The organism is Streptomyces sp. NPDC056835, from assembly GCF_042789485.1.
Taxonomy (GTDB): Bacteria; Actinomycetota; Actinomycetes; order Streptomycetales; family Streptomycetaceae; genus Streptomyces.
This window is the reverse complement of the sequence record NZ_JBHUBB010000004.1, coordinates 135,647-159,046: the sequence shown is the minus strand read 5'-3', so window position 1 is coordinate 159,046 and position 23,400 is coordinate 135,647. Positions and strand designations below refer to the sequence as shown.

Annotated in this window: 4 protein-coding genes; all 4 read left to right on the top strand. The window is 70.3% G+C overall.

Annotation, left to right across the window (positions count from 1 at the left end):
- The first annotated feature begins 32 nt into the window (after positions 1-32).
- Positions 33-14,414, top strand: coding sequence for an amino acid adenylation domain-containing protein (locus ACFRMN_RS06395; RefSeq protein ID WP_383014137.1), 14,382 nt, complete (start codon positions 33-35; stop codon positions 14,412-14,414).
- A 174-nt stretch (positions 14,415-14,588) separates the two neighbouring features.
- Positions 14,589-22,634: an amino acid adenylation domain-containing protein gene (locus ACFRMN_RS06390; protein ID WP_383014135.1), complete on the top strand. Its 8,046-nt coding sequence runs from the start codon at positions 14,589-14,591 to the stop codon at positions 22,632-22,634.
- A 48-nt stretch (positions 22,635-22,682) separates the two neighbouring features.
- Positions 22,683-22,892: an MbtH family protein gene (locus ACFRMN_RS06385; RefSeq protein WP_383014132.1), complete on the top strand. Its 210-nt coding sequence runs from the start codon at positions 22,683-22,685 to the stop codon at positions 22,890-22,892.
- Positions 22,893-22,988: 96 nt separating this feature from the next.
- A complete protein-coding gene (locus tag ACFRMN_RS06380; RefSeq protein WP_383014129.1) occupies positions 22,989-23,363 on the top strand; it encodes a nuclear transport factor 2 family protein in 375 nt (124 codons plus the stop codon).
- Positions 23,364-23,400: the final 37 nt, after the last annotated feature.

Here is a 23,400-nt window from a genome sequence, read left to right as displayed (position 1 = left end):
CCTTCCCTCTCGGCGTTCCATGGGGTCTCGACATGAACTCAGACAGCAACTCCCTTACGCACGGCCGTCGGACAGTCGGTGACCGCACCCTGCACGGACTGTTCGAGAGCCGGGCGGCGCGCCGACCCGACCACACCGCCGTCGAGTGGGGCACGGTCCGGCTCAGCTACGCCGAGGTCGAACGACGTGCCAACCGCCTCGCACACCGGCTCGCCGCCCGGGGTGTGCGATCCGAGACCCGGGTCGGCGTCTGCCTGCGGCGCGGCCCCGAGCTGATCGTCTCGCTGCTCGCCGTCCTCAAGGCGGGCGGAGCCTACGTACCGCTCGACCCCAACTACCCGGCGGAGCGGCTGTCGTTCATGGTCGAGGACGCCGGGATCGAGCTGGTGATCAGCGACGGCGGGGCGGGGGCGCGGCCGGACAACGCTCCAGGCACCCTGTCCCTGGAGAGCTTGGCGGGGGCGGTCCCGGACGGCCCCGACACCGCCCCGGATGTCACCACACACCTCGACAACACCGCCTACATCCTGTTCACCTCCGGCTCCAGCGGCACCCCCAAGGGTGTGGCCGTCACCCACCGCGGCCTCCGGAACCTCGCCCTCGCGCATGTGGCGGCGCTGGCCATCGACGAGGACAGCCGCGTACTCCAGCTCGCCTCGCCCAACTTCGATGTCTCCATCGCCGACCTGGTGCAGACGTGGTACGCGGGCGCCACGCTGATCCTGCCGGAGAGCCCCACCCAGGCCGTCGGCGAAGCGCTCGGAACCCTGCTCGCCGACGCGGCCGTCACACACACCATGATGCCGCCGTCCGTGCTGGCCACGGTGACACCCCCGATCGACCTGCCACAGTTGCGCGCGCTGGCCACCGGCGGCGAGAACTGCCCGCCGGACCTGCTCGCACGCTGGGCCGGCGGCCGCCGGATGATCAATATGTACGGCCCCACCGAGGCGACCGTCACCGTCACCCTCAACGGGCCCCTGCCCGCCGGCCTCACTGCCGCGCCCGGCATCGGCCGGGCCATCGACGGCGCCCGGGTCATGGTCCTGGACGAGAAGCTGCGACCGGTGCCCGAAGGCGGGACCGGCGAACTGTGCATCGCGGGCGACGGCCTCGCCCGGGGGTACGTCAACCGCCCCGGGCTCACCGCCGAACGCTTCGTCGCGGACCCGTACGGCCCGCCCGGATCCCGGATGTACCGCACGGGCGACCTCGTCAGACTGCTGCCGGGCGACGAGCACGAGTTCATCGGCCGCGCCGACGGGCAGGTCAAAATCCGTGGCCTGCGCGTGGAGTTGGGAGAGATCGAGGCCGTACTGACCGAGCACGAGGCCGTCCTGCAGTCCGTGGTCACGCTGGCGGAGAACGCCGGTACGGGCCAACTCGTCGCCCACTACGTGCCGGTGCGTCCCGAGGCGGATCCGGGCGCCGCCGATCTGCGCCGGCACGCGTCGGGCCGGCTGCCCGTCCATATGGTGCCGACCGCCTACATCGCCATGGAGCGGTTGCCACTGACACCCAACGGCAAGGTGGACCGCAGGGCCCTTCCCGCGCCCAGTGACCTCGTCGGTGACGCGGACCGGGCCGAGTCCGCCCCGTACGCCGCACCGCGCACCGCACTGGAATCGAAACTCGCCGAGATCTGGGAAGACGTGCTCGGCCGGACGCGAATCGGTGTGACGGACGACTTCTTCACCATCGGCGGCGACTCCATCTCCGGTCTGCGGATGGCCTTCCAGGTCGAACGTCGGCTCGGCCTCACGCCCGCGTCCACCGCGCTCTTCGACCACCCGACGATCGCCGCGTACGCCGGCTACGCCGCCGGACTGACCGAGAGCGGCACCGGCACCGGAGCCAGCGGCAGCGGCAGCGGCAGCGGTAGTGAAGCGGGGACCGTGGCGTCGGCGTCGATCGTCCGCGCCGACCGGAGCGGGGCGCTGGAGGCCTCGTCCGCGCAACAGCGACTGTGGTTCCTGGACGCGTACGAACCGGGTGGGGCGGCGTACAACTGTGCCACGGGGCTGCGGCTCACCGGCGAGCTGCGGACGGAAGCGCTCGCCGCCGCGCTGACCGCGATCGTCGCCCGGCACGAGCCGTTGCGCACCACCTACACCGAAGCCGACGGCCAGGTGCTCCAGATCGTCGGCGACCCGGCGGCGGTGCCGCTGCCGGTCACCGATCTCTCGGGGGACGACGACGAACGACGGCTGGACGAGGTGCTGCGTGCGGAGGTGTCCGCGCCCTTCGACCTCGGCTCCGGACTCGTACTGCGCGCGCTGCTGGTACGGACCGCGCCCGACGATCATCTGCTGGTGCTCACCGCGCACCATATCGCCGCAGACGCCTGGTCGATGGAGGTGATCGCGCGGGAGCTGGGCGCGTTGTACGCGGCTGCCCGTACGGTGCGGTCAGCCGGCGCGGGTGCGGATGCGGGTGCGGGCGTGGGTGCCGGTGCGGATGCGGATGCCGTGCTTGCGGCTGCCGGACTGCCTGAACTCGACGTCCAGTACGCCGACTTCGCCGCCTGGCAGCGCCACCGGCAGACGGAACCGGCGGTGGATGAGCAGCTGGCCCACTGGAAGCGGGAACTGGCCGGCGTCACGCCGCTGGAGCTTCCCACCGACCGGCCGCGCCCCGCCGTCCGCACCTCCGCCGGTGCGCGACGGCTGTTCGAAGTGCCGGCCGATACCGTCCGGGGACTCACCGCCGTCGGCCGGGCACGGGGCACCACACTCTTCGCGCCGCTCGCCGCCGCCACACAGCTGCTGCTCGCCCGCTGGTCGGGCCGGCGCGACATCGTGCTCGGCACCGCGGGCTCGGGCCGGGACCGTGCCGAACTCGCCGATCTCGTCGGCTTCTTCGTCGATACGCTGGTGCTGCGCGCGGACGTGGACGAGACGCTGACCTTCGCGCAGTTCACCGACCGCGCGCGGGAGAGTGTGCGACAGGCGCTGGACCACACGCTGGTGCCGTTCGACCGGGTCGTGGACGCCGTACTCCCCGAACGCGACCCGAGCAGGCCCCCGCTCATTCAGGTCATGCTCGTCCTGCAGAATGCCCCGGCCGGGGTCCCGGAACTGCCGGGCATCGAGGCATCGACGGTCGAACTACCGCGTGAGGCAGCGCTGTTCGACGTGACGCTGGAGTTCTGGCACAACACCGAGGGCGGCCTCACGGGATCTGTCGAGTACAGCACCGATCTCTTCGACTCCACCACCATGGACCGCCTCACCCACACCCTCGGCACGCTGCTGGGCGAACTGGTCGCCGCTCCGGACCGCCCGATGGCCGAGGCCCGCACGCTGGACGCCGAGGAGACCAGGAAACTGCTGGAGGAGTGGGGCAGGGGTGGAGAGGGGGCGGAGTGCCTGACGCTGGCGGGTATCTTCCGTGGTCAGCTGGATCGGACTCCTGAGCTGCCCGCGGTGATCTGCGGTGGGGTGACGCTGACGTATGCGGAGTTGCATGGTCGTGCGGCACGGCTCGCTCGTTTTCTGATCGCCGAGGGGGTGCGGCCGGGGGAGCGGGTCGCGGTGGCGATGGAGCGTGGGGTGGAGTGGCTGGTCGCGTTGTTGGGTGTGGTGTACGCGGGTGGTGTGTATGTGCCGCTGGATCCCAACTTCCCCGCGGATCGGTTCGCGCACATGCTGGCGGATTCCCGTGCGGTGCTGGTGCTTGCGGAGTCGTCCCTCGCGGTGGCCGTGCCCGCGGACGGTGGCGTCCGGGTGCTGGAAGTGGATGCTCTGCGCGGGGAGTTGGCGGGGTTCTCGTCGGTTCTTCCCGTGGTGTCGGTGGATCTGCGGCAGCCGGCGTATGTGATCTATACGTCGGGTTCGACGGGTGTGCCGAAGGGGGTGGAGGTTCCGGGTGGTGGGTTGAGTGCGTTTGTGGCGGGGTTGGCCGAGGGGTTCGGGGTGCGGCCGGGGGATCGGGTGTTGCAGACGGCGTCGCCGAGTTTCGACGCGTCGATTCTTGAGGTGTTGTCGGGGTTGGGGCTGGGCGGTGCGTTGGTCGTGTCACCCGCCGGAGTCGTGTCGGCGGAGGATCTGGTGGGGCTGCTGGAACGTCATCGGGTGAATCACGCGTTTCTGGTGCCCGCACTGCTGTCGGCGCTTCCTGCGGTCGAGTTGCCGGAGTTGCGGTCGTTGATGGTGGGTGCGGAGGCGCTGAGCGCTGATCTGGTGGCGCGCTGGGCGCCGGGTCGGCGGATGGTGAATGCGTACGGTCCGACCGAGGCCAGTGTCGCGGCGACGTTCAGTGACGGGTTGTCGGCGGGGGCGGTCGGGGTTCCGCCGATTGGGCGGCCGGTGGCGAATGCTCGGGTGTATGTGCTGGATGGGTGGTTGCGGCCGGTTCCGGTGGGTGTGGCCGGGGAGTTGTTCATCGGTGGCGGGGGTGTGGCGCAGGGGTATGTGGGTCTTCGAGGTCTGACGGCGGAGCGGTTTGTGGCGGATCCGTTCGGTGGGCCGGGTGCGCGGATGTACCGGACCGGGGATGTGGTGCGGTGGTCGGCCGGTGGTGTGCTGGAGTTTGTGGGGCGGTCCGACGATCAGGTGAAGGTGCGGGGGTTCCGTATCGAGCTCGGTGAGGTGGAGTCCGCCCTCGTCGGCCATCCCGACATCGCGCAGGCGGTGGTGCTGGCCGTGCGGGGCCGGGCGAGTGCGAAGCGGCTGGTCGCGTACATCGTTCCGGTACCGGGAGCGGCGCCGACGGCGGCTGGTCTGCGGGAGTTCCTGGCGGGTGTGCTGCCGGAGTACATGGTGCCGTCCGCCTTCGTGGCGTTGGACGCCCTGCCGCTGATGCCGAACGGCAAGGTCGATCGCAAGGCGCTGGCCGGTGCGGAGCCGTCCGATGTCGCGGAGGCCGGGTATGTGGCACCGCGTTCGGTGACGGAGGAGACTCTGGCCGGGATCTGGTCGCGTCTCCTCGGCCTTGAGCGGGTCGGTGTGGAAGACAACTTCTTCGATCTGGGCGGGGACTCGATCCTCAGCATCCAGGTCGTCTCCCAGGCCCGCGCGGCGGGTATCGGGCTCGCCGTGCGGGACCTGTTCGTACGGCAGACCGTCGCGGCCCTCGCCGCCGCGCTGACCAGCGCCGATGCGGACGTCTCCGCCGGCCGGGACCGACCGCCCGTGGAGGGCCCTGTGGTACTCACGCCCATTCAGCGCTGGTTCTTCCGCACCCACCGCGAGGACCCCCGGCTGCTCAGCACCGCCGTACGCCTTGGCCTGCGTCCCGGCACCGACCCGGTGGCGCTGGCGGGTGCGGTGACCGCACTGGTGGCCCATCACGACGCCCTGCGACTGCGCTACGAACGGACCGGCGCCGGCTGGCGGCAGCGCAATCTCGCCGAGGACCGGTCCGTCACACTCGACCGCCACGATCTCTCGGCGCTCTCCGCACCGGCCGCGCGAGCCGCCATGGACGAAACCGTCGAGGCCCTGCGGACCGGCTTCGATCTGGCGGAAGGCCCGCTGATCCGCTTCGCGCTCTTCGAACGTGCCCAGGCGGACGATCAGTTGGCGGTGGTCGTGCACCATCTCATCGCGGACGAGGCCTCATGGCGGGTGTTGCTGGAGGATCTGGCGCTGGCGTACGGGCAGTTGGTGTCCGGGGCGGTGGTGGATCTGGGGCCGCGTTCCGCTTCGTTCCAGGAGTGGGCTTCGCGGTTGCGTGCGCATGTGGAGGCGGGTGGCTTTGACGCGGAGCTGGAGTACTGGACCCAGGTCGGCCAGGACGTACCGACCGCACTGCCTGGTCAGGGCACACCGGCGCCCGGCGCCTCGCATCAGGGCCTGGTCACCTCGGTGGAACTGTCGGCCGAGTCGACGCGGAAGCTCTGCCACGATGTCACCTCGCTGTACCGGACCGGGCCTGACGAGGTGCTGCTCGCGGTGCTCGGCCGGGTGCTGGGCCGGTGGACCGGCCAGAACCGTGTCGTTGTGGACATCGAGCGAGCGGGCCGGGAGGACGTGTTCCGGGGCGTCGATGTGTCGCGGACGGTGGGCTGGTTCAGTACGGTCTTCCCGCTGGAGCTGGCGTCCGGAACCTCCGGCGGGGGCGGCACGCCCGGTGCGGGTGGTGGCGCGGACCCGGCCGCGTGGGACGTACTGATCAAGTCCGCGAAGGAACGACTGCGTGGGGTACCCGGCCATGGTCATGGGTACGGCGCGCTGCGCTATCTCGGGGACCCCGATTCGGCGGCGGGCGACCTCGGGAGTACGGTCCGTCCGCAGGTCGGCTACAGCTGCCTGGGCGAGACCGGGACCGAGACCGAGACCAAGACCAAGACCGATGCCGATGTCCCGCCCGCCGAGAGCGCGCTCTACGACCTGGCGGGGCGGGGACCCGATGCGCGGCAGCACAGCCCGCTCGGTCCACGGGCCCACGCGCTGGATGTCGCGGGTCGTGTGGTCGACGGGCGTCTGACAGTTCACCTGGTCCGGTCGGCCGGTGTGTTCTCCGACGAGGTGATGGCGGAACTGGCGGCCGGATTCGCCGAGGAGCTGGAAAGCCTCCTGGCGCACTGCGAGTTGCCCGGTGTGGGTGGCGTCACGCCGTCGGACTTTCCGCTGTCGCCGTTGGATCAGGCGGGCCTTGACGCGGCGGTCGGTGACGGGCGTGGTGTCGAGGAGGTGCTGCCGTTGATGCCGTTGCAGTCCGGGATGCTCTTCCACGCCCTCGCCCAGGACGGCTCCAGCGCGTACTTCGAGCAGCTCATGTTCGCCGTCGACGGTGTGTCCGACACCGACCGGTTCGCCGCGTCCTGGCAACGGGTGGTCGACGAGGTGCAGGCGCTGCGGATCGGGGTGGTGTGGGAGGGCGTATCCGAGCCGGTGCAGGTGGTGCACGAGTCGGTCGCGCTGCCCGTCGAGATCCTGGACTGGCGCGCTGCCCCGACGCCCGAGCACATCTCACTCTGGACGGACCGTGTCGCCGCCGACCGGCGTCGCGGCCTGGACCTGACCTCCGTCCCACTCGCCCGGCTGACCCTGGCCCGGCTCACGGACGACCGTATCCGTGTGCTGTTCACCTTCCATCACATCCTGCTGGACGGCTGGAGCGTCGCTCGGGTGCTGTCCCTGGTGCTGGATGACTATGCGGCGCGGCGGGATGGTCTGGTGTTGCCGGTGGTGGTGGGTGGTCGTGGGTTGGGTGTTCAGGCGGGGTGGATGGCGGGGCGTGATGTGGGGGTGGCGGAGGAGTTCTGGCGCGCTGGTCTGGCGGGTTTTGATGCGCCGGTGGTGTTGCCGTATGACCGGCCGGCTGTTCATGCCGGTCAGGCTCGTTCTTCGGAGCGGGTGGAGGTGGAGTTGTCGGAGGAATTGTCCGGTCAGCTCTTTTCGTTCGCGCGGCGGCATCGGCTGACCGTCAATGCTGTGGTGCAGGGTTTGTGGGCGCTGTTGCTTTCGGGTCGCAGTGGTCAGGGTGATGTGGTGTTCGGCGCGACGACCTCGGGCCGGCCCACTGATCTCGATGGTGGCGAGGACATGGTGGGGTTGTTCATCAATTCTCTGCCGGTGCGGGTCAGGTTGGATCCGGGCCGTTCGGTGGTGGAGTGGTTGCAGGGGTTGCAGAGCGAGCAGGTCGAAGCACGCCGTCACGACCACCTCCCCCTCAACCGCGTCCAAGCACTCAGCGAACTCGGGCCCAGTCAGCCGCTGTTCGACAGTCTGGTGGTCTTCGAGAACGCCCCCGTCGACACCGATGGCGCCGCCCGGCACGGCCTGGAGATCAGCGAGATCGTGGTCGATCAGGCAACCAACTACCCCCTCAATCTCATCGTCCACAGCGGTGACCGACTGACGTTCACCCTCGCGTACGACCCGGACGTCTTCGACCGCGCCACCATCGAGAGCCTGCGCGGCGACCTCGTCCGGCACACCGGCACCGTCGCCGATGCCCCCGCCACGCGCACGCTCGCGCAGCTGGACCTTCTCGGCGGCGAGCGGAGGCACCGGGTTCTGGAGGAGTGGGGCAGGGGTGCGGAGCTGTCGGAGCGGTTGACGCCGGCGGAGATTTTCCGTGGTCAGTTGCACCGAACCCCGGATCTGCCGGCGGTGATCACTGATGAGGTGACGCTGACGTATGCCGAGTTGTACGGACGGGCGGCGCGGTTGGCGCGTTTCCTGATCGATGAGGGGGTGCGGCCCGGGCACCGGGTCGCGGTGGCGATGGAGCGCGGCGTGGAGTGGCTTGTCGCCATGCAGGCCGTCCTGCACGCGGGCGGTGTCTACGTACCGCTGGATCCCAACTTCCCCGCCGAGCGGTTCGCGCACATGCTGGCCGACTCCGGCGCGGTGCTGGTGCTTGCGGAGTCGTCCCTCGGCGCGGCCGTGCCCGCGGACGGTGGCGTCCGGGTGCTGGAAGTGGATGCTCTGCGCGGGGAGTTGGCGGGGTTCTCGTCGGTTCTTCCCGTGGTGTCGGTGGATCCGCGGCAGCCGGCGTATGTGATCTATACGTCGGGTTCGACGGGTGTGCCGAAGGGGGTGGAGGTTCCGGGTGGTGGGTTGAGTGCGTTTGTGGCGGGGTTGGCCGAGGGGTTCGGGGTGCGGCCGGGGGATCGGGTGTTGCAGACGGCGTCGCCGAGTTTCGACGCGTCGATCCTTGAGGTGTTGTCGGGGTTGGGGCTGGGCGGTGCGTTGGTCGTGTCACCCGCCGGAGTCGTGTCGGCGGAGGACCTGGTGGGGCTGCTGGAACGTCATCGGGTGAATCACGCGTTTCTGGTGCCCGCACTGCTGGCGGCACTTCCCGCGGTCGAGTTGCCGGAGTTGCGGTCGTTGATGGTGGGTGCGGAGGCGGTGAGCGCTGATCTGGTGGCGCGTTGGGCGCCGGGTCGGCGGATGGTGAACGCGTACGGTCCGACCGAGGGCACTGTCGCGGCCACACTCAGTGCTGCCCTGCCCGTGGCCCCCGAGGGAACTCCCCCGATCGGGCGGCCGGTCGCGAACGCGCGTGTGTATGTGCTGGACGGGTGGTTGCGTCCGGTTCCGGCGGGTGTGGCGGGGGAGTTGTTCATCGGTGGTGGGGGTGTGGCGCAGGGATACGTGGGTCTTCGAGGTCTGACGGCGGAGCGGTTCGTGGCGGATCCATTCGGTGGGCCGGGCGCGCGGATGTACCGGACCGGGGATGTGGTGCGGTGGCGCGGGGATGGTGTGCTGGAGTTCATGGGGCGGTCCGACGACCAGGTGAAGGTGCGGGGGTTCCGTATCGAGCTGGGCGAGGTGGAGTCCGCGCTCACCGCTCACCCCGACATCGCACAGGCTGTTGTGCTCGCCCTGCCCGTGCAGGGCACCGGGGGTGCGAAGCGGCTGGTCGCGTACGTGGTCCCGGGGGCCGGAGCCGTACCGACGGCGGCTGGTCTGCGGGAGTTCCTGGCGGGAGTGCTGCCGGAGTACATGGTGCCGTCCGCCTTTGTGACGCTGGACGCGTTGCCGTTGATGCCGAACGGCAAGGTCGACCGGAAGGCATTGCCGAGTCCTGAGGCGTCCGGTGCCGAGGAGGCCGGCTATACGGCTCCGCGTTCGGCGGCGGAGGAGACCCTGTGTGAGGTCTGGGCGCGGGTCCTCGGCCTTGAGCGGGTGGGTGTCGAGGACAACTTCTTCGATCTGGGCGGGGACTCGATCCTCAGCATCCAGGTCGTCTCCCAGGCCCGCGCGGCCGGGCTGCGCATCTCGCCCAGGGACGTGTTCGACCGCCAGACGGTACGGGCCCTGGCCGAACATCTGGGCAGGGTGGCCGCGGCGGAACAGGCCCCCGACCGGGCCGAGTCCGAACCCCCCGCACCCGTCGAGGGACCCGTACGCCTCACACCCATCCAGGAGTGGTTCTTCGGGAGCCCCGCCGGCCCCTCGCACCGCTTCGACATGTCGATGGCCGCCACGCTCGCTCCCGGTACGGACCTCGACGCGCTCGCGGGCGCGGTCGCCGCCCTGGTGGCTCACCACGACGCGCTGCGGCTGCGCTTCGTACGCGACGAGGCGGGCGTATGGACGCAGCACGTCACCGACACGGCGGCAGGCACACACACGTACACGGAACACACCGACCTCGCGCATCTCCCGTCCGGCGAGCGGCAGTCCGAGATGGACCGGCTCACGGACGTGGCCCGCGACGCGCTGGATCTCACCGACGGGCCGCTGCTCCGCGCGCTGGCCTTCGGGCTCGGAGAGGACGGCGACCGGCTGGTGCTGCTCGTCCACCACGCCGTGGTCGACGGCGTGTCGTGGCGGGTGTTGCTGGAGGATCTGGCGCTGGCGGACGGGCAGTTGGTGTCCGGGGCGGTGGTGGATCTGGGGCCGCGTTCCGTGTCGTTCCAGGAGTGGGCTTCGCGGTTGCGTGCGCATGTGGAGGCGGGCGGTTTTGACGCGGAACTGGAGTACTGGACCCGGGTAGGCCAGGACGTACCCACCGAGCTGCCGGGCGCGATCACAACGGCCGTGCCGTCCGAGCCGACGGATCCCACCGAGCCCACTGAGCCCACTGATCCAATCCAGCCGGCCACCGCTTCCGCCGAGTTGTCGGCCGACGCCACACACAGGCTCCTGCACAAGGTCCCCTCGGTGTACCGCACGCGGGTCAACGAGGTGCTGCTCGCCGTCCTCGCCCGCGTCCTCGGCCGGTGGACCGGCCAGGACCGCGTCCTGGTGGACGTCGAGGGGCACGGCCGGGAGGAGATCTTCCCTGACGTCGATCTGTCCCGGACCGTGGGCTGGTTCACCACCGTCTTCCCGCTGGAGTTGGCGTCCGGTACGGAGAGGGGACCCCGCTCCGACGGCGATCCGGGCGAGGCCCCCTGGGACGTACTGGTCAAGTCCGCCAAGGAGCGGCTGCGTTCGGTGCCCGGCCGGGGACTCGGTTACGGTGCGCTGCGCCGGCTGCGCCGCTCCGTCCCCGAGATCCACCCGCAGGTCAGCTTCAACTACCTCGGCCAGTTCGATACCGGCACGAACGGCTCCGCCTCGCAAGGGCCCCTCCAAGAGGTCGGGTTCATCCAGGACGGCGCCGGTCTGCTCGCCGGTCGCGACCACGCGCTCGATGTGACCTCCCGGGTCGCGGACGGCCGGCTGCTGGTCAACTTCGTCTGGGCGTCCGGTGTGTTCTCCGACGAGGTGATGGGGTCCCTGGCATCGGGATTCATCAGCGAGCTGGAGGATTTCCTCGCCCACTGCGAGTTGCCCGGTGTGGGTGGCGTCACGCCGTCGGACTTTCCGCTGTCGCCGTTGGATCAGGCGGGCCTTGACGCGGCGGTCGGTGATGGGCGTGGTGCCGAGGAGGTGCTGCCGTTGATGCCGTTGCAGTCCGGGATGCTCTTCCACGCCCTCGCCGACGCGGACAGGCCGGCCTATTTCGAGCAGCTGATGTACGTGGTCGACGGTGTGCCGGATGTCGACCGGTTCGCCGCGTCCTGGCAGCGCATGGTCGACGAGATACAGGCGCTGCGGATCGGGGTGGTGTGGGAGGGCGTGCCCGAGCCGGTGCAGGTGGTGCACCGGGAGGTACGGCTGCCCGTCGAGATCCTGGACTGGCGCGACAGCCTGCTGACGGAACAGGACGCCCGCTGGGAAGCTCTGCTGGCCGCCGACCACAAGCGCGGTCTCGACCTGCGGCAGGTGCCGCTGGCCCGGCTGACCCTGGCCCGGCTCGGGGAGGGCCGCGTCCGTGTGCTGTTCACCTTCCATCACATCCTGCTGGACGGCTGGAGCGTCGCTCGGGTGTTGTCCCTGGTGCTGGATGACTATGCGGCGCGGCGGGATGGTTTGGTGTTGCCGGTGGTGGTGGGTGGTCGTGGGTTGGGTGTTCAGGCGGGGTGGATGGCGGGGCGTGATGTGGGGGTGGCGGAGGAGTTCTGGCGCGCTGGTCTGGCGGGTTTTGATGCGCCGGTGGTGTTGCCGTATGACCGGCCGGCTGTTCATGCCGGTCAGGCTCGTTCTTCGGAGCGGGTGGAGGTGGAGTTGTCGGAGGAGTTGTCCGGTCAGCTCTTTTCGTTCGCGCGGCGGCATCGGCTGACCGTCAATGCTGTGGTGCAGGGTTTGTGGGCGCTGTTGCTTTCGGGTCGCAGTGGTCAGGGTGATGTGGTGTTCGGCGCGACGACCTCGGGCCGGCCCACTGATCTCGATGGTGGCGAGGACATGGTGGGGTTGTTCATCAATTCTCTGCCGGTGCGGGTCAGGTTGGATCCGGGCCGTTCGGTGGTGGAGTGGTTGCAGGGGTTGCAGAGCGAGCAGGTCGAGGCCCGCCGTCACGACCACCTTCCCCTCAACCGGGTCCAAGCACTCAGCGAACTCCCGATGAACCAACCGCTCTTCGACAGTCTCGTCATCTTCGAGAACTATCCGGTCGACACCGACGCCGCCGACCGGCACGGCCTGACCGTCAGCGAGGTCGGCTCGGTCGAGGCGACCAACTACCCCCTCAACCTGGCCGCGTTCACCGGCAAACGGCTCGTGCTGATCCTGCTCTTCGACCCCGACGTCTTCGACCGCACCACCGTCGAGGGGCTGCGCGACCAGCTCACCCTGCACGCCCGGAGCCTGGTCGAGGTGACGGACGAGAAGATCGCCGGGCTCGCCCTCGTCACTCCCCGCCGACGGAACGAGATCCTGCGGACCTGGGGCCGTGGGGCCCCCGGCGACGGCGGGCACACCCTCACCGGGATCTTCGCCGAACAGGTAGCGCGGGTTCCCGGTAACACCGCTCTGATCGTGGGTGATGAGCGGGTCTCCTACGCCGAACTGGACACTCGCGCCAACCGCCTGGCCCATCATCTCGTCGAGCGAGGGGTACGGCCCGACTCCCGGGTCGGTGTCTGCCTCGGACGCCGCACCGAACTGTTCGTCGCTCTGCTGGCGGTGCTCAAGGCCGGCGGGGCGTACGTACCACTGGACCCGGAGTACCCCGCCGACCGTCTGGCCTTCATGGTCTCCGACTCCGGAGCCGGACTCGTGGTCACGGACAGCGCCTGCGCCGGGGCCCTGCCGCCCACCGACGCCCATATCCTGCTCCTGGACGACACAACCGAGCGCGTCGCCGTCGCGGACCGGCCCGAGCACGCGCCGGAGGTGACCGTACGGCCCGACAACCTCGCGCATGTCATCTACACCTCCGGCTCCACCGGCCGCCCCAAGGGCGCCGTACTCCCGCACCGCGGTGTGCTGCGCGTCGCCCGCGATCCCAAGCTCGCGATGACCGAACGCGATGTCGTCGGCCAGCTGGCCACCGTCTCCTTCGATGCCGGCACACTGGAGATCTGGAGTGCCCTGCTCAACGGCGCCGCGCTGGCGGTCAGCCCCACCCGGGTGATGTCCGCGGCCGAGACGGGTGAGTTCCTGCACTCGCGCGGTGTGACCGCGATCTGGATCACCGCCGGACTGTTCCACGAGATCGTGGACAGCGATGTGCGGGTCTTCTCGGGCCTGCGGCTGATCATGTCGGGTGGTGACACCCTCTCGCCGGCACACTGCGTCAAGGTGGTCGAGGAACTGCCCGGTGTCCGCATGATCAACGGCTACGGGCCGACCGAGGGTACCGTCTTCACCTCACTGTTCGTCGTCAACGACAACTACGCGGGCAGCGGCCCGATGCCGATCGGCACCCCCATCGCGGGCACCGGCGTGTACGTACTGGACGCCGCGCTGCGGCCGGTGCCGCCGGGGGTGGCCGGTGAGCTGTATCTGTCCGGCGACGGTATGGCGCGCGGGTATGTGAACCGGCCCGGCATCACCGCCGAGCGCTTCGTCGCCGACCCGTTCGGTCCTCCGGGCTCCCGGATGTACCGCTCCGGCGACCTGGTGCGCTGGCTGCCCGACGGCAACCTCGACTTCGTCTCCCGTACCGACTTCCAGGTCAAGATCCGCGGCCAGCGCATCGAACTGGGCGAGATCGAGTCGGCCGCCGCCGGATATCCGGGCGTCGCCCGGGCGCTGGTGCTGGCGCGCGAGGACATCCCGGGCAGCAAACGGCTGGTGGCGTACGTCGTGCCCGAGGCCGGTGCGCCGACGGTCGAGCCGGACGAGGTGAAGAGCTTCGTCGGCCGCTCGCTGCCCGCCCATATGGTCCCGGCCGCCGTACTCGTCCTGGACGTCTTCCCGCTCACCCCGAACGGCAAGGTCGACCGGCGCGCGCTGCCCTCGCCGGAGGAGCTGGCGGGGGAGGGCGGCGAGGGCCTTGCCCCGCGCGACCCGGGCGAGGAACTGGTGGCCGGGATCTGGGCCGAGGTACTGGGGCTTGAGAGCGTCGGCGTCCTGGACAACTTCTTCGATCTGGGCGGCGATTCGATCCTCAGCATCCAGGTGATCTCCCGGGTCCGTGAGGTGTTCGCCGTCGATCTGCCCGCCCGCACACTCTTCGACAACCCGACGGTGGCGGACCTGGCGTCGGCGGTCGAGACCCAGGTGCTGGCGGAACTGGAGTAGCCGGCGGCTGGAGTGTGGCGCGCAGCAGGAGTGTGGCCCGCGCCAGAAGTGTGGTCCACGGCAGCAGTGTGGCCCGCGGTAGAAGTGTGGCGCGCGCCAGAAGTGTGGCCCGTGGCCGGATCAGCCTCGGCAGTACCCGTACGACCTCGTGGCACTCGTAGAGGAGAGAGACGCATGGACGCGGCATCACGCGAGAGCTGGATTCAGTCCCTGCCCGAGCATGTGCGGGACAGGATGCGCTCCCGGCTGGCCGGCGGCGACGACGGGAAGGCCCGGCCCGGCCGGATCGCCCCGGCCCGCCGTGACCGCGACCTGCCGCTGTCGTTCGCCCAGCAACGGCTCTGGTTCCTGGACGAGTTCGAGCCCGGCAGCGCGGAGTACAACTCCTGCTCGGCGCTGCGGGTCACCGGCGATCTGGACGTTCCCGCGCTGGCCGCCGGGCTCTCGGCGCTGGTGGTACGGCACGAATCACTGCGCACCACCTTCGACGCGGTGGACGGGCAGGGCGTACAGCTCATCGGTGAACCCTTCGCGGTGCCGGTGCCCGTCACCGACGTGCCACCGGCCCCCGACGCCGAGCGGGACCTGATCGTCAGGAGCCTGCTCAGGGCAGAGGTGACACGCCCCTTCGATCTGCGCACCGGCCCGCTGCTGCGCGCGCTTCTGGTGAAGCTGGACGACACCACTCACATCCTCGTACTGACGATGCATCACATCGTCACGGACGGCTGGTCGATGGGCATCCTGGAGCGTGAGCTGAGCGCGCTCTACGCCGGGGCCCTGCCGCCGGGGCCGCGTGAGGCCGCCGACCTGCTGGAACGTGCCGGGCTGACACCACTGTCCCTGGGGTACGCGGACTTCGTCGTCTGGCAGCGCGAGCGGCTGACCGGCGGTGAGCTGGACCGCCAACTCGACTACTGGCGGCGGAAACTGGCCGCGCTGACACCGCTGGACACGGCCACCGACCGGCCGCGTCCCGCCGTACGCGGGTACGCCGGCGCCGCGTACCCCGTTCGCTTCCCCGCCGAACTCACCGAGCGGCTGGCCGCCCTCGCGCGGGGGCGCGGCGCGACCCTGTTCATGGCCGTGACCGCGCTCAGCCAGCTGCTGTTGTCCCGCCACTCGGGCCGGCGTGACATCGCCGTCGGCACCCCTGTCTCCGGCCGTGACCGAGGAGAGGTCGAGCCGATCGTCGGCTTCTTCGTCAACACTCTCGTGCTGCGGTCGGACGTGGACGAACTGCGAACGTTCGGGGAGTTCCTGGACTCCGTACGCGAAACGGTGCTGGAGGCGTTCGCGCACGGCGAGGCGCCCTTCGAGCAGGTGGTGGACGCCCTGGTCACCGAGCGCGACCTGAGCCGTCCACCGCTGGTACAGGCGATGGTCGCGCTCCAGAACGCACCCTCCGAGCCCCTGCGACTGGACGGCGTACAACTGGCCGAGGAGCCGCTACCCCGTGATTTCTCGCTCTTCGATCTGACCTTCACCTACTGGGAGGAGGGTGGGGAGCTGCGGGGTTCGGTCGAATACAGCACGGATCTGTTCGACGCGTCCACGATCGAGCGGCTGACCGGTCATCTGGTGACACTGGCCGAGGCGCTGGCAGCGCCCGGTGGTGCCGAGCGTCCGATGGCGGCGCTCACCATGCTGACCGAGGGCGAGCTGACACGTATCGATGCCCATCGGGCGGGTACGGAGCGGGCGTTGCCGGACACCAGCGCCGTCGAGCTGTTCCAGCGGCAGGTGGCCCGTAACCCCGACGCGCCCGCCGTTGTCACCGACAGCGGAACACTGAGCTACGCCGAGCTCAACGAGCGCGCCAACCGGCTCGCCCACGAACTGGCCGCCCAGGGCGTCGGCCCCGAAGACGTGGTCGCGCTCTCCATGCCGCGCTCCGCCGACCTGATGGTGACGCTGTACGCGGTGCTCAAGACGGGCGCGGCCTATCTGCCGGTCGACCCCGACTACCCGGCCGAACGGGTCGCCGCGCTGCTCGCCGACGCCCGCCCCGTACACGTGATCACCCAACGCGCCGCCGATCTTCCGGTACGGCCCGGCCCGGGCACCCGGCATCTGGTACTCGACCTGCCCGCCACCCGCGAGGCGCTGGCCTCGCGGTCGGTGGCGGACCTCACCGACGCGGACCGGCGGGCCCCGCTGCGGCCCGGAAACGCCGCGTACGTCATCTACACCTCGGGTTCCACCGGCCGCCCCAAGGGGGTCGTCGTACCGCACAGCGGACTCACCCACTACCTTCGCTGGTGCGAGGGTTCATATCCCGGCATCCGGGGCGGTGCGATATTGCACTCCTCGGTCTCCTTCGATCTGACCGTCACCACCCTGTTCGCACCGCTCGCCGTCGGCGGCACGGTCTACGTCAGCGCGCTGGAGGACATCGACCCGAGGCTGTGGGGCGCCGGCGGGCCCGCGCCCACCTTCATCAAGGCCACCCCCAGCCATCTGCCGCTGCTGGAGTCGCTGCCCGACGAGGTCCTTGCCCGGGGCGATCTGGTGCTGGGCGGCGAGCAGTTGCTCGGCGAGGCACTGGCCCCCTGGCGGGCGCGGCACCGCGACACGAGCGTCGTCAACGAGTACGGACCCACCGAGGCGACGGTCGGCTGTGTCGTACACACCCTCGCGCCGGGCGACGCCGACCCGGCCGGCGCGGTCCTGATCGGCAGACCCTCCTGGAACACACGTGGCTATGTACTGGACGGGCTGCTGCGGCCGGTGCCTGTGGGCGTGCCCGGTGAGTTGTATCTCGCGGGTGAGCAGCTTGCCCGTGGGTATCTGGGGCGGCCGGGGCTGACCGCGGAGCGTTTCGTGGCGGACCCGTTCGGCGCGCCGGGCGGACGGATGTACCGTACGGGCGACCTGGTGCGCCGTACGGCCGACGGCGCCCTGGAGTACCAGGGCCGCACCGACGACCAGGTCAAGATACGCGCGCACCGCGTCGAACTGGGCGAGGTGGAGGCCGCGTTGGCCGCGGCGCCCGGCGTCGGACAGGCGTGTGTGGTGGCCGCCGACGCCCCCGGCGGGCTCCGGCTGGTGGGGTACGTCACCGCGCGGCCCGAGAGCCCCGACGGCCCCGGGACCGACATGCGCGGCCTCGGGACCGACATGCACGGTCCCGGGACCGATACGCACGCCCCCGCGCTCGAAGCCGCCACCGTCAGGGAGTACGCGACCCGCGCTCTGCCCGACTACATGGTCCCCGCCGTCGTCGTCGTCCTCGACACACTGCCACTGACCATCAACGGCAAGGTCGACCGCAGGGCGCTGCCCGCCCCCGACCCCTCGCTCCTCGCCGCCACCGCCGAGCGCGTCGCCCCGCGCAACGCCCTGGAAGAGGCGCTGGCCGGCATCTGGATGAGCGTGCTCCACCTCGACGGCATCGGCGTCCTCGACAACTTCTTCGAACTGGGCGGCAATTCGATCCTCAGCATCCAGGTGATCTCCCGGGTGCGGAAGACCTTCGGGATCGAACTGTCCGCCCGTGCGCTCTTCGACCGGCCGACCATCGCCGAGTTCGCCGAGCGGGTCGCCGACGGCCGCGCCGCCGGACACACCGCGCGCATCGCCCCGGCCGGCCGCGACCGCGATCTGCCACTGTCGTTCGCACAACAACGCCTCTGGTTCCTGGACGAGTTCGAATCGGGCAACCCGGCCTACAACGCGGGCGGAGTGCTACGGCTCACCGGCCCGCTGGACATCTCCGCGCTCTCGGCCGCGCTGTCGGCGCTGGTGGCACGGCACGAATCGCTCCGCACCACCTTCGGCGCGGTCGACGGCCGCGCCGTACAGCTGATCGGTGCTCCCTACGAAGTCCCGGTCCCGGTCACCGAGCCCACCACGACCGATCCGGGCGAGCGCGAGCGGGAACTTCAAGCCACCCTGGCCGCCCGGTTCGCCCTGCCGATGGACCTGCGGAACGGTCCGCTGCTGCGTGCCCTGCTGGTCCGCGCGGCGCCGGACGATCACGCGCTCGCTGTGACGATCCATCACATCGTCACGGACGGCTGGTCGATGGGCGTGGTCTCGCGCGAACTCGGCGCGCTCTACAACGCGGCCCTCGAAACCGGCTCGCGCGATGCCGCCCACCTGCTGCGACACAGCACCCTGCCCCCGCTCGCCGTGCAGTACGCGGACTACGCCGTATGGCAGCGCGAGCACCTCACCGAGCAGGAGCTCGACGCCCAACTCGGCTTCTGGCGGCGCAAGCTGGCCGGGGTGCGGCCACTGGAGCTGCCCGCCGACCGGCCCCGTCCCCCCATCCTCGGCTACTCCGGAGCGCTGCACACCTTCCGGCTCTCCGCCCGCGCCACCGACGGACTGACCCGCGCGGCCCAGGAACACGGCGCGTCCCTCTTCATGGCCACCACGGCGCTCAGCTCCCTGCTGCTCGCACGCTGGTCCGGCCGGAGGGACATCGCGCTCGGCACCCTCAGCTCCGGACGCGACCGGGCCGAGGTCGAGGGGCTGATCGGCTTCTTCGTCAACACCCTGGTGCTGCGGTCGGACGTGGACGAACTGCGCACGTTCGGGGAGTTCCTGGACTCCGTGCGCGAAACGGTGCTGGAGGCGTTCGCGCATGGCGAGGCGCCGTTCTCCCGGGTGGTCGACGCGGTCGTCACCGAACGTGATCTGAGCCGGCCCCCGCTGGTGCAGGCGCTGATCGCCTTCCAGAACACGCCCGCCGCGCCGATGCGACTGCATGGTGTGGAACTCTCCGAGCAGCCGCTCTCCCGTGATTTCTCGCTCTTCGATCTGACCTTCACCTTTTGGGAGGAGGGTGGGGAGCTGCGGGGTTCGGTCGAATACAGCACGGATCTGTTCGACGCGTCCACGATCGAGCGGCTGACCGGTCATCTGGTGACACTGGCCGAGGCGCTGGCCGCGCCCGGTGGTGCCGAGCGTCCGATGGCGGCGCTCACCATGCTGACCGAGGGCGAGCAGACACGTATCGACGCGCACCGGGCCGGTGCGGAGCGGGCGTTGCCGGACGCCACCGTGATCGATCTCTTCCAGCGGCAGGCGGCCCGTACCCCCGACGCGCCCGCCGTCGTCAGCCATGGCACCACCCTGAGCTACGCCGAGCTGAACGAGCGCGCCAACCGGCTCGCGCACCATCTGATCGCCCAGGGCGTCGGACCGGAGGATGTCGTCGCGCTCGCGCTGCCCCGCTCCCTCACCCTCGTCGTCGCGCTGCTCGCCGTCCTCAAGACGGGCGGCGCCTATCTGCCGCTCGACCCCGGTCACCCCGCCGACCGGCTCGCGTACACACTGCGGGACGCGGAGCCCGTCCACGTACTCACCGACACCGCCACCCGCGCCCTCGTCGCGGACAGCAAGAGCCCCCTGCTGCTCCTCGACAACCCGGCGGGCGCCGAGGGTTACGACCCCTCGGCCTACGAGGCGGTGGATCCGGTACGGCGGCACGCCGCCCAGCACCCGGCCTATGTCATCTACACCTCGGGCTCCACCGGGCGGCCCAAGGGCGTGGTGATTCCCCACGCGGCGCTCGCCACCTTCCTCGCCTGCATGGCCGACCGGTTCCCGCTCACCTCCACCGACCAGCTGCTGTCCGTCACCACCATCAGCTTCGACATCGCGGCGCTGGAGATCTATCTCCCGCTGCTCGCCGGAGCGAGTGTGATCGTCGCGGAGCAGGAGGCCGTCAGCGACCCCGACCGGCTGGCGCGGATCCTCGAAGACTCCGGGGCGGGCATCGTGCAGGCCACCCCGTCGCTGTGGCGGATGCTGCTCGCCGTACGGCCCGATGTGGTCAAGGGACTGCGGGTACTCGTCGGTGGTGAGGCGCTGCCACCGGATCTCGCGGGGCGGCTCGCCGGTTCCGCCGCGAGCGTCACCAACCTGTACGGTCCGACCGAGGTCACCATCTGGGCGACCACCGAGGATGTACGGCCCGGTGTACGGCACGGGATCGGCGGGCCGGTCTGGAACACCCGGCTGCACATACTGGACGGGCTGCTGCGGCCGGTGCCTGTCGGTGTGCCCGGTGAGTTGTATCTCGCGGGTGAGCAGCTTGCCCGTGGGTATCTGGGACGGCCGGGGCTGACCGCGGAACGATTCGTGGCGGACCCGTTCGGCGCGCCGGGCGCGCGGATGTACCGTACCGGCGATCTGGTGCGATGGACCGACCGAGGCACCGTCGAATACCTCGGCCGCACCGACCACCAGGTCAAGATCCGCGGGCTGCGGATCGAACTGGGCGAGGTGGAGGCCGTGTTGGCCGCCGCGCCCGGTGTCGGGCAGGCGTGTGTGATCGCCGCCGAGGGCCCGAACGGACCCCGGCTGGTCGGCTATGTCACCCCTCACCCGGACGGTCCCGCGCTCGGCACCGTTGCCCATGGGCGCGACACCGTTGCCGACGGTCTCGGTATCGATGGCCTGGACGCTGACGGCCTTCGCACCGTTGGCCTCGGCACCGTTGGCCCCGGGCTCGACAGCGAGACCTACTCGCTCGACACCGACGCGCTGCGCCGGCACGCGGGTCTGACCCTGCCCGACTACATGATCCCCGCCGCCCTCGTCGTACTCCGCGAACTGCCCCTGACGGCCAATGGAAAGGTCGACCGCAAGGCGCTCCCGGCGCCGGAGCCGACCGGCACGGCCGGGGACCCCGACGCGCGGCCGGTCTCCGACACCGAAGTGCTGCTCGCCGGGATCTTCGCCGAACTGCTCGGCCTCGAAGACGTGGGCCTGGACGACAACTTCTTCCATCTCGGCGGTGACTCGATCCTCAGCATCCAGCTGGTGGCGCGCACCCGCGCCGCCGGGGTGCCGCTCACCTCGAAGGACGTCTTCCGCGCCGCGACGGTCCGCGCGCTGGCGGAGCTGGTCGACAGCGCGGCGTCCGGCCCGGGCGACGGACCGGCGTCACCGACCGCGACGACGACGGGGCCGCTGCCGCTCACCCCCGTACAACGCCGCTTCTTCGAGACGTACCGCACCGACCCGCACCACTACAACATGTCCGTCCAGCTGGAGCTGGCGCCGGACACCGACCACGACGCGCTGATCCGGGCCGTCACCGCCGTCCTGGCGCGCCACGAGGCCCTGCGGACCCGTTTCACCGGCGCCGCCGCCGTACGTACCCAGCACATCGCCCCGGAGTCGCAGGCCGTCCCCGTCGCCCGGCGGGACATCTTCGGCGTCACCGCGCGGGAGCTGGCGGAGATCGTGGACCGGGCGGTGGCCGAGGTCCAGGCGTCACTGGATCTCGCCGAAGGGCCGGTGGCGCGCGCTGTCCTCTTCGACGGCGGCGCGGGCAGCGCGCCCCGACTGCTGCTGGTCGCCCACCACTTGGTGACCGACGCGGTCTCGCTGCGAGTCCTGCTCGCGGACATCGACTCCACCTACCGGCAGGCACGAGAGGGCGAGCCGGTACGGGTCGAGCCGGTCCGTTCATCCTTCGCGCGGTGGGCCGCGCGGTTGAACGAGCACGCCCAGGATGGTGCCTTCGCATCCGAACTCCCCTATTGGAAAGAGGTGCTGGAGCGCGAATCCGCTCCTCTTCCGGTGGACGGACCGGGACCGAATACGGTCGCGTCGGAAGCGGAATTCACCGTCGAACTGGACGAGCCGGAGACCGAGGCGCTTCTGCGTACGGCGCCCGCCGCGTTCCGCGTCCGTACGGAGGACATTCTGCTGACCGCGCTCGGCGCGAGCCTTTCCGGCTGGGCGGGTGGAGCCGGCGTCACCATCGACCTCGAAGGCCATGGCCGTGAAGAGCTGTTCGACGACCTCGATCTGTCGCGTACGGTCGGCTGGTTCACCACCATCCATCCGGTCCATCTGAACGTCCCCGGTGATCAGCCGCCGAGGGCGCGTGTGAAGCTCGTGGGCCGACAACTGCGTGCTGTCCCCGGGCAGGGACTGGGATACGGCGCCCTGCGCCATCTCAAGCGGGAGCCCACGCTGGTCGGCGCGCCCGCGCCGCAGGTGGTCTTCAACTACCTCGGCCGGTTCGACGACGCCCCGGGAGCCACCGGGGGCGGTCCGGTACGCGCCGTACTGCCGGCCGTCGCCCAGCAGAGCGAGCGCGCCGAGCGGCCCCATCTGCTCGATATCACCGGAGTCGTCATCGCCGGACGGTTCAGGCTCGCCATCCGCTATTCCGGCGCGACGCATCACGAAAAGACCATCGCCGGGCTCTCCGGGGAATTCGTACGCGAATTGCGCGCGCTCCTCGGCTGACGCCCCGGCCTTCCTCGCATCCGAATCCGAATGAGAAGGAACACAGAAATGTCGGTACCGTTCGAGAACAATGACGCTTTCTATCTCGTACTCGTCAATACGGAGGGCCAGCACTCGGTGTGGCCCACCTTCGCCGAGGTACCCAAGGGCTGGGAGGTCGTCTTCGGCCCCCAACGGCGGCAGGAGTGCCTGGACTTCGTGGAGACCAACTGGACCGATATGCGGCCCAAGTCCCTGATCGAGGCCATGGGCGGGTGACGTGACCCGTTCAGCCCAGGGATCCCGTACAGCGCGCATAGTCCGTACAACACGCACCACCTGTACATTCCGTACACATCGGACGGAGGACAGCAGATGACCGAGAGCTCTCCCACCGAGGTCAATGTGGCCCGGGTGCGTGAGTACTACCGGTTGGTGGACGCGGACGACATCCTCGGACTCGTCTCCCTCTTCGCGGAGGACGCCGTCTACCGGCGGCCGGGGTACGAGCCCATGCGCGGTCACACCGGTCTGACCGCCTTCTACACCGGCGAGCGCGTGATCGAGAGCGGCCGGCACACCGTCGCCACGATCGTCGCGCGGGGCGACCAGGTCGCGGTCAACGGAGTCTTCGAGGGTGTCCTCAAGGACGGCCGCCAAGTGCACCTGGAATTCGCCGACTTCTTCCTGCTCAACGGCGAGCGGCGGTTCAGCAGACGGGACACCTACTTCTTCGCCCCACTGGTGTGACCCACCGCCGCTCCGGCCGCGCACCCGGTCTCATCGC

Coding starts and splice junctions, on each gene's coding strand:
- ACFRMN_RS06395 (WP_383014137.1), top strand. CDS start 33: ATGAACTCAGACAGCAACTCCCTTACGCACGGCCGTCGGACAGTCGGT.
- ACFRMN_RS06390 (WP_383014135.1), top strand. CDS start 14,589: ATGGACGCGGCATCACGCGAGAGCTGGATTCAGTCCCTGCCCGAGCAT.
- ACFRMN_RS06385 (WP_383014132.1), top strand. CDS start 22,683: ATGTCGGTACCGTTCGAGAACAATGACGCTTTCTATCTCGTACTCGTC.
- ACFRMN_RS06380 (WP_383014129.1), top strand. CDS start 22,989: ATGACCGAGAGCTCTCCCACCGAGGTCAATGTGGCCCGGGTGCGTGAG.